General features: G+C 62.4%; 13 protein-coding genes. 7 read left to right on the forward strand and 6 right to left on the reverse strand.

Annotation, left to right across the window (positions count from 1 at the left end):
* Complete coding sequence (locus FBY20_RS14750; protein ID WP_142053071.1) at window positions 1–471, forward strand: hypothetical protein; 471 nt, start codon at window positions 1–3, stop codon at window positions 469–471.
* 90 nt (window positions 472–561) lie between these two features.
* Here FBY20_RS14750 and FBY20_RS14755 read toward each other — a convergent pair.
* A protein-coding gene (locus tag FBY20_RS14755) for an IS3 family transposase (protein ID WP_255452355.1) occupies window positions 562–1,679 on the reverse strand; the annotation gives its coding sequence in 2 pieces (ribosomal slippage) (window positions 562–1,418 and window positions 1,418–1,679; 1,119 coding nt in all).
* 486 nt (window positions 1,680–2,165) lie between these two features.
* On the opposite strand from FBY20_RS14755, the gene FBY20_RS14760 reads away from it, so the two are divergent.
* The gene (locus tag FBY20_RS14760; RefSeq protein WP_142053075.1) at window positions 2,166–2,690 is read left to right on the forward strand and encodes an SMI1/KNR4 family protein; all 525 of its coding nucleotides are present in this window, start codon (window positions 2,166–2,168) and stop codon (window positions 2,688–2,690) included.
* Between the two features lie 1,133 nt (window positions 2,691–3,823).
* Here FBY20_RS14760 and FBY20_RS14765 read toward each other — a convergent pair.
* Window positions 3,824–4,102 carry a DUF4148 domain-containing protein gene (locus tag FBY20_RS14765; RefSeq protein ID WP_142053077.1) on the reverse strand — a complete coding sequence of 93 codons (279 nt, stop codon included), beginning with the start codon at window positions 4,100–4,102 and terminating at the stop codon, window positions 3,824–3,826.
* Window positions 4,103–4,669: 567 nt separating this feature from the next.
* On the reverse strand, window positions 4,670–5,710 hold the full coding sequence (locus FBY20_RS14770) for a DUF2235 domain-containing protein (protein ID WP_108005952.1): 1,041 nt from the start codon (window positions 5,708–5,710) through the stop codon (window positions 4,670–4,672).
* A 426-nt stretch (window positions 5,711–6,136) separates the two neighbouring features.
* Between FBY20_RS14770 and FBY20_RS14775 the strand changes: the two genes are divergently transcribed.
* Window positions 6,137–6,883 carry a 5'-methylthioadenosine/adenosylhomocysteine nucleosidase gene (locus FBY20_RS14775; protein WP_063956815.1) on the forward strand — a complete coding sequence of 249 codons (747 nt, stop codon included), beginning with the start codon at window positions 6,137–6,139 and terminating at the stop codon, window positions 6,881–6,883.
* A 3-nt stretch (window positions 6,884–6,886) separates the two neighbouring features.
* Here the strand turns inward: FBY20_RS14775 and FBY20_RS14780 are convergent, their stop codons facing one another.
* The 3 genes from FBY20_RS14780 to FBY20_RS27980 all read right to left on the reverse strand — a co-directional run bounded on the left by FBY20_RS14780 (window position 6,887) and on the right by FBY20_RS27980 (window position 9,158).
* Entirely contained in the window at window positions 6,887–8,218 is a 1,332-nt protein-coding gene (locus FBY20_RS14780) for a HAMP domain-containing sensor histidine kinase (protein ID WP_142053079.1), read from the reverse strand.
* Window positions 8,215–8,955 carry a response regulator gene (locus FBY20_RS14785; RefSeq protein ID WP_142053081.1) on the reverse strand — a complete coding sequence of 247 codons (741 nt, stop codon included), beginning with the start codon at window positions 8,953–8,955 and terminating at the stop codon, window positions 8,215–8,217. The genes FBY20_RS14780 and FBY20_RS14785 overlap by 4 nt, the downstream gene beginning before the upstream one ends.
* 71 nt (window positions 8,956–9,026) lie before the next feature.
* The gene (locus FBY20_RS27980; protein ID WP_255357275.1) at window positions 9,027–9,158 is read right to left on the reverse strand and encodes a hypothetical protein; all 132 of its coding nucleotides are present in this window, start codon (window positions 9,156–9,158) and stop codon (window positions 9,027–9,029) included.
* 172 nt (window positions 9,159–9,330) lie between these two features.
* Between FBY20_RS27980 and FBY20_RS14790 the strand changes: the two genes are divergently transcribed.
* The 4 genes from FBY20_RS14790 (at window position 9,331) to FBY20_RS14805 (ending at window position 12,660) form a co-directional block, all read left to right on the forward strand.
* Window positions 9,331–10,017 carry a cytochrome c biogenesis CcdA family protein gene (locus tag FBY20_RS14790; RefSeq protein WP_142055959.1) on the forward strand — a complete coding sequence of 229 codons (687 nt, stop codon included), beginning with the start codon at window positions 9,331–9,333 and terminating at the stop codon, window positions 10,015–10,017.
* A 17-nt stretch (window positions 10,018–10,034) separates the two neighbouring features.
* Entirely contained in the window at window positions 10,035–10,553 is a 519-nt protein-coding gene (locus FBY20_RS14795) for a thioredoxin family protein (RefSeq protein ID WP_142053084.1), read from the forward strand.
* Window positions 10,554–10,659: 106 nt separating this feature from the next.
* Window positions 10,660–11,640, forward strand: a complete 981-nt coding sequence (locus FBY20_RS14800) for a tripartite tricarboxylate transporter substrate binding protein (RefSeq protein ID WP_056325121.1) — start codon at window positions 10,660–10,662, stop codon at window positions 11,638–11,640.
* Between the two features lie 54 nt (window positions 11,641–11,694).
* A complete protein-coding gene (locus tag FBY20_RS14805; protein WP_142055961.1) occupies window positions 11,695–12,660 on the forward strand; it encodes a tripartite tricarboxylate transporter substrate binding protein in 966 nt (321 codons plus the stop codon).
* The last annotated feature ends 19 nt before the right edge of the window (window positions 12,661–12,679 follow it).

The raw sequence follows: 12,679 nt of genomic DNA on the forward strand, positions 1-12,679 counted from the left end.
ATGATCAATTTGGAGAGCTTGTTTATTGAGTCTAAAGGCCAGCCTGTTGAGATTTCTGGAAAATTGGTTTACATGGTTGATCGTATTTCTATCTCCAAGTCTCAAAGAGTTACAGTTAGTTTTGAGTCTAAGTCATCAGTCTGGAGGCAAGGAATTCATCTTTCAACTGTAGGTATGTTTGAGGTTAATGGCCAAAAAATAAGAAACGCAATTGTTTTGTGGGAGGACTCTGCGCCGCAGTCAGTTGAATTTTCAATAATATCAAGAGATGGTCTGTGCAATATAAAGAATGTTTGGGATGTCGGGGATGGTGTTATGCATTCTTGGCATGGAGGCGCTGGCATGCAGATTGTGGAGGATGAGTTCGGTCGGCATTATTTCTGTAATGATGGGCATGCAGAATTGCGCTTTGATAATTTGGTATTTTCGGTAAAGCTAGGCGAGGGCGGGGTTGGGAGAGTAGTGACATAAAACCCCGCCCCTTGAACTGACCCCCAGAAGTTGGACGGTCAGAAGAAGCTAAAGCCCGAAGGCCTGACCTTCCCCCACAAATTGGACAGTTCAAAACTGGAAAGTGGCTGCCTCTTTGGGTTGCGCTGACCACTTTTGAACGTACTCACTCGGGGTCAGATGGCCGAGTGAACCGTGAGGACGGTGATGGTTGTAATCGTCCTGCCAAGCTCGCAGTTTTTGCTGCAGGTCGTGCAACGTGATGAATTCATGCACATTCAGGAATTCATCACGCAATCGACCGTTGAACGACTCGATGAGCCCATTATCCGTCGGCTTGCCTGGGCGTGTGTAATCGAGTTTGATGCCGTGTCGGTATGCCCAGTCGTCTAACGCCCGAGACGTAAATTCCGTTCCGTTATCGACGGTGATCGCCTTGGGCCAGCCGCGCAGAACCGCAGACCGGTCCAGTGCCTGACCGACGCCCCGGCCCGTTTGCCGAAAGTTGGCCTCTAGACACACACTCTCGCGACTCCATTGATCGATGACGGTCAAGATGCGAACGCTGCGCCCATCGAGCATCTGATCATGAACGAAATCCATGCTCCAGTGCTGGTTCGGCCCGGTTGGCACCGGTGGCTTGCCCCGAAGTAGCGCAATGCGCTTGCGACGTTTGACCTTCATTCGCAGTTGCAAGCCTTCCAGGCTGTAAAGGCGATACACGCGCTTCTTGCCTACGTTCCAGCCTTCGCGTTGCAGCATCACTAACACGCGCCGGTAGCCGAACCTCGGACGACTCAGGGCAATGTCGCGAATGCGCTGACGCAGCGCGCTTTGGTCCCGCGCATGGCTCTTGGCGTACCAGGTCGACCGTTGCAGCAACGCCAGTGCGCAGGCGCGCTGCACGCTGATCCGGAAGCGCTCGTGCATCCAAGCCGCCAGCTCGCGCCGCTTGGCGGCCTTCAGACTTTTTTTCGCACCACCTCCTGCAGGATCTGCTTGTCCAGTGTCAGATCAGCGACGATGCGCCGCAGCCGTGCGTTCTCATCCTCGAGCTGCTTGAGCTTACGCAGTTCGCTTACACCGAAGTCGGCGTACTTCTTCTTCCAGGTATAGAAGGTCGCCTCGGACACACCAAGCTGCCGACAGACGTCGACCACCGGCGTACCGCTATCTGCCAGTCGCAGCGCATACGTGATCTGCTCTTCGGTAAATCTCGACCGTTTCATGGCTCCTCCTCGCCCCGTTCGGGGCGCTGAGAAGCAACCATACCTCTAGTTTTGACCTGTACGGATATTCCGGGGGCACGTCACCCTGCGGGGTTTTATGTTCCAAAAATTGGAAACTCGGCAAGTCGCAGTCCGGCTCTTAGCGGCTTCCAGTGCGAGTTGCTCAAGCGGGACCCTCTTCGGCAAGGGATTCAATACGCCGAAATTGCGAACTTAACGATTTTGGAGGGTTACATGTCGCCCGCCGGCCCGGTTAGTACACGGGGCGAATGGCGTGCATTGACCGGCACTGCTGCATCTGTGGAGAGAGCGACTGCGAAGGCCATTGACCGATGGTCATGGTCCCTTCACGACGTGGCCCGGAAGGGCTGTCTCGCCTTTCTTGCTGGATAAGGATGCCTCGGTCAACTCAAGTCTGGAGCGTCAAGCGCAGAATTATCCACTTGCCTACAAGCCAACGCGTTTCATTTACGAAAAGGATATAAGTTGGACTGGAAGCGGGAGTTGGTGATAGCGCATTTGGTGAAGCAGAAGGTGTCGGAAGTAGACGTTGACGGCATATGGGAGAACACCCTTCCCGAAGTCGCGGCTTCAGAGGAAGAGTTGCATGAACTTGAAGCAAGGCTTGGCTACTTTGTGGATTTCAAACATAGGGCCTTTTTGTCGCACGCGAACGGATGGCGCGCTTTCAGGCATCGCATCGATGTTTTTGGAACCAGCGATTTTATCGGGGGTCCGCGCGCGGCTCGAGCCTTGGAGCTAGTAGAGTCGCTTGAACCGCTTAAGGAATTATGTGGTTTTGATAAGGCGGATTTGCTTCCAATAGCTGTGTCCTCAGATGATATCGACCTCATGCTCATTACACGACCGCATACGGGTAAACCGGGCCACGTTATTCGGCTCGCTGGGGGAGTTATCGATACTTTTCCCGGATTCGATGAATGGTTCGTTGCGATGGTTGACTACAATCGCCTCGATTATCGGTATCTTGTTGAAAAGCATGGTCGTTGATATCTTCAACCCCGGGGAGAATCCCGCACTGTAATACCCGTCACCCGCCTCGACATGCGCGTCGACAAATTATCCCGTTCGACGCGTAGATGTTTCGAGTATGGCCGAGATCCGGCACGGCGGTGTAGGGGGCAGTAGGGGGCTGCGAGTCGACGATGGAGAAGGCGCGAATGGGATGTGGTCGCTCAGTTCCGTGTATTGGAAATTGAAAGAGCAGTATAAGCTCGCGAACCTGCCGCGGCTGGCGGAATGTCCCAAGGAGCTCCAAGCATCGACGAACTGCTCGTAGGTTCGCGCGAGGTCCACTTGCGAAAGGAGACGGGAACGGTCAGGAGGGCTCACCGTCGTTGCGGTATTTTGCTTAAGCTTGGAGAAGTTTTCGTCATTGACCTCGTCGCATTTGCGCATCATGCGCTTGTCAATGAGAGTCCAATGCGCGCTGCCCGGCTGCGCTCGAGGTGAATCGCTTCTTGAGCGTTGGTACTGGGCGCGTTCATGCCTACATCCTAGATGTTGGTGCGATCGCGGAGACGTTGGTCTGGTCCTTGAAGAATGCGGCGTCGTGTTTCACGATTATTGTTGCTCCCGTTCCCATCGCAGAGAAATGCTTGTCTTATCTATTCGGCCGACTGCTTGCAGAGACAAGCGCGGGGCGGAAAATGAGCAGCGGTCATCCGCTGTGCGATCAATTATCAAAGGTCGTGACCGTTTGCAATGGCATGTCGATGTTGCCGCGGCTAGTGCGAGAAAGGCGCAGGGTAAGCGAGCTGACAACGTGACCAAGAATGTAACCATGTCTACGACATCGCGGGCCATGCGATGTGTATCTATTGCGGCAGTCATCTGTCAGGTCATCCATAACCCCTAAGGGCGTGTGGGAAGATTGTTCGCGAATGCAACGCGAAACGTACAGCGAGCTATTAAAGAAAATTATGGCGCACGACGCGCTGTGCCTCTTGCGGTGGGCTTCTGGCGGGTTAGTTTGCAACTGTCGCCATTGGCGTCGGACGATAACCTTGATTCGGGGCTGTTCCATTCGACTTGAAGCAGTTTGGCTGCTTTTCAACCCTCGCTGTGCGGTAGGATGCCGGCCTCAGTCATAACGACCACAGAGGCCGGTCGTAGCAATCAACTCAGCGCGCAACCGGCGGGTATTCTAACTCGCCAAAAGTGTATTCTCCGTTGCTTTTGGCCTTTTGTAGTTGGGCGCGCACTTCCTGCTCGGTCAGGTAGGACGATTGCGGAGTAACCGCCGGATAGTCCAGCTCACCAAAAGTATATTGGCCGCTGGCCTTGGCTTCTTGTAGTTCCGTTGCGACCTGAGTGCGGGATTTGGCGTGACCGGCTTCAGTGGCTTGCGCGGAACCGAAGACTGCCAGAGAAAAAAACAGGGGGGCAGCGAAAATTTTCATCTGTGAGGAATCCAAATAGATTTAACTTGAGACCGATGTCGGCGGCCGCTCGAGGTGAATCGATAAGCAATCTCGCATCGAACTGCGCGCCGTCTACGTAGGGAAGAATCCCGGTTTCATGAGAGCATTTCTACGAATAGCCCGACAATAGGACTTGTTCGAAAAGATGTTCTTAAAAATCGTTCAGAGCACAGTTTTGACATTTGCTAACTGAGATTTCTCTCTTTGCGTGGCGGCGAAAAATGGCTTTCGTGAAATCGTGTGATGCGTTTTAGCGGTGTTTTGATAGGTAGATGGTTCGTATAAGCGGCGCAACGAAACGCTGGATTGCAAGGCGCCGAAGCGTCCTTGGGTAGTCGATAGGTAAGGGAATGCGCGCCATAATCAGACGACATTACGCAGACAGGCGCGCTGGCATTGTGGTGCCGCGACCACTCAGAGCGAAGAAGGGCGTCTGAGCGTTGGAGGTGGGTGTGCGCCGCGCTGTCCTCAGGCCCGGGCGTCAATATGAGGAAGCGTTCGGATATTTGTTTTCGGGTGGCAGCGTACAGCAGCGTGCATGCAAACCTACCTCCCCACCTCCAACTTCCCCAACGCATCCCGGAAATCCGGATACTCCTTCAGAAACGCCTGATTGCGCTCGAACCGCCGGACCAGCCGATCATCGATCGTCAGATTCAGGACCGTTTCCTTATCCCACACCCGTGGCCGACGTTTCACCGGAATCGGCACCTTCTCCGTGAATTCCTTATACGAATCATGCGGTTCGCACTGTTCGTAGTCCGTCGAGATCCGCTGCACCGTGCCCGCCTCCAACCCCGCCTGCCGCGCTTTTTCCTGTAGCCACGACGCCGGTAGCGTCTGAAGGCTTCCATCCTGATATCCGCCACCCACGTCGGAATGCGCGCCGATGAACCAACGTTGCTCGACGGGCAGGTTTGCGGGTCGTGGCGGCGAGCCCGCGCGGCGGGTCCAGAGCGTGGGGAAGTACGGCTCGCGGTATTCGTTGGTGGCGATGGCGTGGTACGCGTTCAGGACGTGGTTGCTGAGTTCCGTGTCGTGAAAGTTGTAGAAGCTGGAAAAGCCGGGAAACGAGATGCCGCCCACGGGGATGCCCAGGCTGCCCACGGTGTCCCAGACGCCGACGAAGTGCAGGTCGGTGTCGCGCGAGAAGCGGTCGCGGAAGGCGGCGGCTTCCAGGGATGACGGGGTGCAGTCGTCGCGGTACAGCGCGTAGGCCTCGGACACGTTGGCCTCGGTGGCTTCGTTGAGCAGGCCGCATTTGCGCACCATGCCCGCGAGGCTGCGCGCGGAGTAGGCGCCGCGGCTGAAGCCGAAAAGGAAGATGCGGTCGCCGGGCTGTTGACGCTGGCAGAGCCAGCGGTAGCCTTGCCGGATGTTGGCCGACAGGCCTGCACCGAACGCGCCGCCCATGAATTTGTCGATGGCTGCCCACAGGCCCTGGCCCTGCGTGCCCACGCCCTCGATGTAGAGCGTTTCCTGCGTGCTGGTCTCGGGCGCGGCCTTGTAGAGCTCGTAGACGTTGGTGCGGTCGTTGGGTTCGTTCCACGTGCCGTCGAAGAAAACGGCGAGGTTCTTCTTGACCATGATCGTCTCCCCACACACAGATAAAGGCTTGCGATACCTATGCCGCTGGCCGGGACAACGCCTGCGTGAGGCAAGCTAGCATGCGCGGCGATCGCAGCAGGGCGCGGGGTTTCCCTGCTGCATGTCCGTACACCACCTTTTTGCCTAGCCCGATGCGGGGGGCATCCTGAATTGCACGGGAAAACAGCCGATCCGCCGATTGCTGGAGTACGCCGTCACTACCGAATCAGTAGCAATCCAAGATAGGCGAGGTTGGTATCCGATCAGCGCGAAAAGCGGCCCGCAGGCCGCTTTTCGGGGCGCTTGGAACCGGGTCGGACGATCTGGAACTGCAAAGCCCCGTCATTGGCGGGCAAGGCGCCATTGGAGTATGTTGCGCGCTGGCGGCACGGGCCGCGCAACGCAACGATCACGGAAACACCACACATGGGACGTCTCGCCATTCTGGGCGCGCTGCACGAAGAGATCGCCGACCTGCTGGCGGCCATGGACCCCGGCGCGCAAACGCGCCGCATCGCCATGCGCGATTTTCAGGTGGGCACGCTGTGGGGCACGCCGTGCGTCATCGCGCTCAGCCGCATCGGCAAGGTGGCCGCGGCGGCGACGGCGTCCATCGTCATCCAGGAATTTGGCGTGACGCGCGTGCTCTTCACGGGCCTGGCGGGCGGCCTGCATCCGCAGGTGCGCGTGGGCGACGTGGTCGTGGCCGACGCTTTGATGCAGCACGACATGGACGCACGTCCCTTGTTCGGCCGCCATGAAATCCCGCTGTTGGGACGCGAACGCTTCGATACGGATGCCGCGCTGAGCGCGCTGCTGCTGGACAGCGCCCGCGACTTTGCGGGAAAGGGCGGCCTGCCGGCCGCAAGCGCCACGCCGCGCGTCCATCATGGCCTGATTGCGACGGGCGACATTTTCGTGAACGACAACGACCTGGCGCACACGCTGCGCGAGCGTCTGCCCGATGCCCTGTGTCTGGAGATGGAAGGCGCGGCGATGGCGCAGGTGTGCCACGAGTTCGGCGTGCCGTTTGCCGTGATGCGCGTGATTTCCGACAGCGCCGATCACACGGCGAAGACGGATTTCACGGACTTTCTGGTGAATCTGGCGCGGCTGTACACCGCCGGCATCCTGAAGCCGTTGCTGCAATCGGGCGCGCTGCGCGACGCCTGACCGTCAATCCTTGGAAGGCAGCGGCGCGATGCGCACTTCGGCCGACAGGCCGCCGCCATCGCGGTTCGACAGGATCAGCGTGCCGCCAAGCGCCTGCGCCAACTGGTGCGCGATGGCCAGCCCCAGCCCGGTGCCGCCCGTGTCCCGGTTGCGGGAGCCTTCCAGGCGGTAAAAGGGTTGCAGCACGGCGTCCAGCTCCGCCGCCGGGATGCCCGGGCCGCGATCCAAGACAAGGATGGACAGGGTGGCGTCGTCCCGCGCGGCCACCCGCACCTCGGCCGCGCCCGCGAACTTGAGCGCGTTGTCGATGAGATTGCCCAGGATGCGCCGCAGCGCATGCGGGCGCGTCATCAAGGGCGGGACGGAGTCGCTCAGAAGCGTCACGGCCTTGCCCGTGTCCTGGTAATCCCAGACGAGGCTATCCAAAAAAGCGTTCAGATCGATGCGGGCAGGCTGCTCGGCCTTGCCGTGCGCGCTGCGGGCGTAGTCGATGCCTTCGCGTACCAGCCGCTCGACTTCGTTCAGGTCCTGCGCCAGCTTGTCGCGGTCGGCGGACGGGTCCATGAATTCGGTGCGCAGTTTCATGCGGGTGATGGGCGTCTGCAGGTCGTGCGAGATGGCGCCCAGCATCTGCATGCGTTCGGCCAGATGCGCCGCGATGCGGTCCTGCATGGCGTTGAAGGCGACGGCGGCGTGGGCAACCTCGGCGGGGCCGGCCTCGTCGAGCAGCGGGCTTTTCTGGTCGGGGTCCAGTTCCTCGGCGGCGCGCGCCAGGCGCGTCAGCGGCCGCACGGCCAGACGCACCGCCAGCCAGGCGCAGCCGGCCAGCAGCAGCAGTTGCACGGCAAGCACGCCGAAGAGCCACGGCGCCGGTTGCATCCGCGACAGCTCGATGTCCAGGATGGCGGGCTGTCCGTCGGTCAGCACGACGCGCGCCTGGATGTGGCGGGGGTCGTCCGCCATCGCGCGGACGGTGACGGGGCGCGCGGGGCCGAGCGCGGCCTCGATCGACTGCGCGGCGGTGCGCGCGGCATCCAGGGAGAGCGGCTGGTCGGCCTTGCCGTCGCCCAGCAGGTACTGACGGTTGTTGCTGGACAGGCGCGGCAGCCACGCCCGGCGCTCGGCGGCGGGCAGGCGGTCCAGGATGTCCATGGCGATGGCGACGTCGCGCTCCAGGTCGCCCAGCATCATGTTGCGGGTGGCGCTGTAGCGCTCGTAGAACAGCGAGGCGAACGACAGCCCGTAGGCCAGGACCAGTCCGGCGACAAAGATCAGGAACAGCCGCACGACAAGCGTGCGGGGCCAGGCGTGCCGGCGCGCGGACGTGCCGGTCATGGCTCGCCTTCCGAGACGTCGACCGCGGCGGAAAACACATAGCCTTCGCTGCGCACGGTCTTGATGTACCGGGGTTCGCGGGCGTCTTCGCGCAGGCGCTGGCGCAGGCGGCTGACCAGGAGATCGATCGAGCGCCCGAAGAAGTCGGCGTCGCGGCCCTGCGTCAGGTTAAGCAGCTGGTCGCGGTTCAGCACGCGCTGGGGATGGTCCAGGAAGACGCGCAGCAGCCGGTATTCCGCGCCGCTGAGCGCCACGATGGTGCCGTCGGCGTCCAGCAGATGGCGCGCCGTGGTGTCCAGCCGCCAGTCGCCGAAGGCGATCTCGCGGCCCGGCTCGGTCACCTGGAAGTTGGGCGGCAGCATCCGGGTGCGGCGCAGGATGGCCTTGATGCGCGCCAGAAGCTCGCGCGCCACGAAGGGCTTGACCAGGTAGTCGTCCGCGCCCATCTCCAGACCCAGCACGCGGTCCATGTCGTCGCTGCGCGCCGTCAGCATCAGGATCGGAATGCGGCGATGCTTGCCGCTGCGCAGTTCGCGGCACAGCACCAGGCCGTCGTCGCCGGGCATCATGATGTCCAGCACGATCAGGTCGACCGTCAGGCTGTCCAGCAGCGACCGCATCTGCCGCCCGTCGGCCGCCAGCGTGACCGTCAGGCCGTTCTTGCGCAGAAAGCCGCCCGCCAGTTCGCGAATCTCCCGATCGTCGTCCACGATCATGACGTGGTCTATGTGGTCCATTTGCGGATGCCTTCTTGGTGGGTGAGGGCGGCGCGCGCTGCGCGCCGGCGGGGTTCAGGAATTCTATCGGCCTAGCGGTCGCCCGGGGGCAGGGGATCGCGGCGCGGACGGCTGTTGGAAATGAGCTGGCATTGGAAGGGCTTGGCGGCCTCGGCGGTAAAGCCGCCAAAGAGCAGCAGCAGGACGGCAAGCAGGCGCTTCATGAGGGGCTCCGGTGCGGGGTGTGAACGGGTTATAGCGCCGGGCCGCTCGCGGAGTGTGTCGTACTGTATACGCCCGGGCGGCGGATACACGCGCTTGAAAAAATCCGCCGATCCGGCACAAGCCGGATACGTGCGGCGGGTGCAATGGGGTCACTTTCCCAAGGACGACCCCATGGACCTCATCAATACTCCCATCGCGTTGCTTGCCGGCATGCTGACCATTGCGTCGCCCTGCGTGCTGCCTCTGTTGCCCGTGCTGCTGGGCACCTCGCTGGAACGGTCCGGCCGCCTGCGTCCCTTGTTTGTCGTGTCCGGCTTCGTACTGGCCTTTGCGGGCCTGGGCATCGCGCTCAGCCTGATTTCCAACCTGAATGAACACGTGCACGAGGCCGTGCGCTCGACCTCGATCGTCCTGTTGGCGCTGTTCGGCCTGGCGCGGATCTGGCCCGGCCCTTACGACCGCCTGATCGCCCGCATCGGCGGCCCGCTGCAGCGCCTGTCCGCGGTGGGCGGCACGGGCAGCGGCAATGCAGGCGGCTTCGTGCTGGGCCTGTCCCTGGGCGCCGTATGGACGCCGTGCGCAGGCCCCGTGCTGGCTTCCATTCTGGTGCTGGCGGCCAAGGCGCAGGACCTGGTGCAGTCCAGCACGTTGCTGCTGGTGTTCGCCATCGGCGCGGGCGTGCCCATGCTGGTGATCGCCTACGGCGGGCAGGCCATCGCCACTCGCGTGCGTGGCCTGTCGCGCTACACGCACCGGTTGCAGCAAGGCTTCGGCGTGCTGCTGGTCCTGACCGCCATCGCCATCTACTTCCAGTACGACGTCCTGGCCTACGCCTGGATCACCAACCTTTTCGCCTGACCTTCAAGGAGTTCGCCATGTTTGCCATGTTCAAGAAGATAGCCCTGGGCGCGCTGATCGGCGCCTGCCTCATGCAGGGCGCCGCGCAGGCTGCGCCGGCGCAGGCCCCGGAATTCACGGGAATCGAAAAATGGCTCAACAGCGAGCCGCTGACCATGGAATCGCTGCGCGGCAAGGTCGTGCTGGTGGATTTCTGGACGTACACCTGCATCAACTGCATCCGCACGCTGCCCTACGTGACGAGCTGGCATCAGAAGTACAAGGACCAGGGGCTGGTCGTCGTGGGGGTGCACACGCCGGAGTTTCCGTTCGAGCGGTCCACGCCCAATGTCGAAAAGGCGCTGCAACGCTTCGGCATCACCTATCCGGTGGCGCAGGACAACCGCTACGCCACCTGGACCGCCTACCGCAACCAGTACTGGCCCGCGGCCTACCTGATCGACAAGCAGGGCAAGGTGGTCTACACCCACTTCGGCGAGGGCCGGTACAAGGAAACCGAGGCCGAGATCCAGCGGCTGCTGGCCCAACCCGGCTGAGCCGGGGCCAGACCCCGCGCAAACCAGATATGCGATCCCGCGCATAGCCCCAGCCCGGTCCCGCGCCTACCATGCTGCAAACACAAGAACGAAGTTTGGAGACAGCATGAAAATCGCAAGTGCGCTGACCGCGGCCGGGCTTTGCCTTGGCATGGGGCTGATTTCCGCGGCGGGGGCCGCGTCCACCTATCCCGACCGGCCCGTGCGGCTGGTCGTTCCGTTCCCGGCGGGCGGGGCCACCGACCTGATGGCCCGCGCCCTGGCGCAGGGGCTGGGCGAGAAACTGGGCCAATCCGTCGTGGTGGAGAACCGGGGCGGCGCCGGCGGTGCGATTGGCGCCGAGGCGGTGGCCAACGCCGCGCCGGATGGCTACACCTTGCTGTACTCGACCATGGGGGTGCTGACGATCAACCCCACGCTGTACGCCAAGCTGCGCTACGACCCGCAGAAGAGCTTTGCGCCGATCGCGATGACCAACCTGACCGCGAACTTGCTGGTGGTGAATCCGGCGCTGCAGGTGAACTCGGTCGCGGAGCTTGCGGAACTGGCCCGCAAGAAGCCGGGCGAGCTGACCTTCAGTTCCTCGGGCAGCGGCACCACCAGCCATCTGTCGGGCGAGATGTTCAAGTCCACGGCCGGCGTGGATATCCGCCACATCCCGTACAAGGGCACGTCTGGGGCGATCAACGACTTCATGGCCGGTCGCATCTCGATGATGATCGACACCTCGTCCAACTTTGTCGAACAGGTCAAGCAGGGCAAGGTCAAGGCGTTGGGCGTGACCAGCCGCCAGCGTCTGGCGGCGTTGCCCGACGTGCCGGCCATCTCGGAGTCGCCGGGCTTCGAATCCTTCGAAGTCAGCTTGTGGTCAGGCGTGCTGGCGCCCGCGGGCACGCCGCGCCCGATCATCGACCGGCTGAATGCGGACATCAAAAGCGTGATGCTGGCGCCGCAGATGGTCGAGCGCATGGCCGGATACGGCATCCAGACAACCTACAGCACGCCCGAGGCGTTTGCCGAACGCATCCGCGCCGATACGCAGAAATGGGCGCGGATCATCGAGGCCTCCGGCGCACGCGCCGACTGAGCGCCAGCCCGTCTCGCCATCGCCGCTTTCACGAAAGGACCTTCCATGCCCTCGATGCTTCGAATCCTGCTGACGGCGGCGGCCGCGCTGTCCGCCGTCTCGCTGTCCGCGCCGGCCGCGGCGGCATATCCCGACCACCCCATCACGCTCATCAATCCTTACGCCGCCGGCGGTCCGGCCGACGTGGTGGCGCGCAGCCTGGCGCGCGCCCTGGAAAAGCGGCTGGGCCAGCCCGTCGTGGTCGAGAACAAGCCGGGCGGGGGCGCGTCCATCGGCACGGGCTTCGTGGCCCGCGCCAAGCCTGACGGCTACACGCTGCTGCTCGGCACGTCGGCCGGCCACGTCGTGACGCCTCTGATGCAGAAGACCACGTACGACGGCATCCAGGCCTTCGAATTCTGTTCGGTGGTGGCGGTGCAGCCCATCATGCTGGTCGTCAACCCGTCACGCGGCATCAAGACGGTGCAGGCGCTAATCGCCCGCGCCAAGGCCGAACCCGGCAAGCTGAGTTATGGGTCGGCGGGCGTGGGCGGCGCCACGCACCTGGGCGCCGAACTGTTCCAGCAGGCCGCGCACGTGCAGCTCAATCACATCCCCTACGCGGGCGCGTCGCCGGCGATCAATGACGCCGTCGGCGGACAGATCGACCTGGCCATGCTGAACCTGTCGGCCAGCCTGCCGTTCATCCGCCAGGGCCGGCTGGTGCCGCTGGCGTACGCGGCCAGCGAGCGCTCGCCGCTGCTGCCCGATGTGCCGACGCTGGACGAGGCCGGGGTGCCGGGCGCGCAGGCCGCCACTTGGTACAGCCTGGCTGCGCCCGCGGGCACTCCCGCGGACATCGTGCAGACGCTGAGCGATACCGTCCGGCGCGTGAACGACGATCCCGACTACCGGCGCGTGATGCAGGATCAGGCGATATCGTTGATGGCGTTGTCGCCCCAGGACGCCGGCGCTTATGTCCGCAAGGACCGCGCAGACATGCAGCGGCTGCTCGGCACGCTGGGGCTGCTGGCCAAATGACGATGAACCCTCCCGCGCC

The organism is Achromobacter sp. SLBN-14 (genome assembly GCF_006715415.1).
Lineage (GTDB): Bacteria > Pseudomonadota > Gammaproteobacteria > Burkholderiales > Burkholderiaceae_B > Achromobacter > Achromobacter mucicolens.

Bases quoted from the DNA above. Each gene is read 5' to 3' on its own strand.
- FBY20_RS14750 (WP_142053071.1), top strand. From the start codon at position 1: ATGATCAATTTGGAGAGCTTGTTTATTGAGTCTAAAGGCCAGCCTGTT.
- FBY20_RS14765 (WP_142053077.1), bottom strand. From the start codon at position 4,102: ATGAAAATTTTCGCTGCCCCCCTGTTTTTTTCTCTGGCAGTCTTCGGT.
- FBY20_RS14770 (WP_108005952.1), bottom strand. From the start codon at position 5,710: ATGGTCAAGAAGAACCTCGCCGTTTTCTTCGACGGCACGTGGAACGAA.
- FBY20_RS14775 (WP_063956815.1), top strand. From the start codon at position 6,137: ATGGGACGTCTCGCCATTCTGGGCGCGCTGCACGAAGAGATCGCCGAC.
- FBY20_RS14780 (WP_142053079.1), bottom strand. From the start codon at position 8,218: ATGACCGGCACGTCCGCGCGCCGGCACGCCTGGCCCCGCACGCTTGTC.
- FBY20_RS14785 (WP_142053081.1), bottom strand. From the start codon at position 8,955: ATGGACCACATAGACCACGTCATGATCGTGGACGACGATCGGGAGATT.
- FBY20_RS27980 (WP_255357275.1), bottom strand. From the start codon at position 9,158: ATGAAGCGCCTGCTTGCCGTCCTGCTGCTGCTCTTTGGCGGCTTTACC.
- FBY20_RS14790 (WP_142055959.1), top strand. From the start codon at position 9,331: ATGGACCTCATCAATACTCCCATCGCGTTGCTTGCCGGCATGCTGACC.
- FBY20_RS14795 (WP_142053084.1), top strand. From the start codon at position 10,035: ATGTTTGCCATGTTCAAGAAGATAGCCCTGGGCGCGCTGATCGGCGCC.
- FBY20_RS14800 (WP_056325121.1), top strand. From the start codon at position 10,660: ATGAAAATCGCAAGTGCGCTGACCGCGGCCGGGCTTTGCCTTGGCATG.
- FBY20_RS14805 (WP_142055961.1), top strand. From the start codon at position 11,695: ATGCTTCGAATCCTGCTGACGGCGGCGGCCGCGCTGTCCGCCGTCTCG.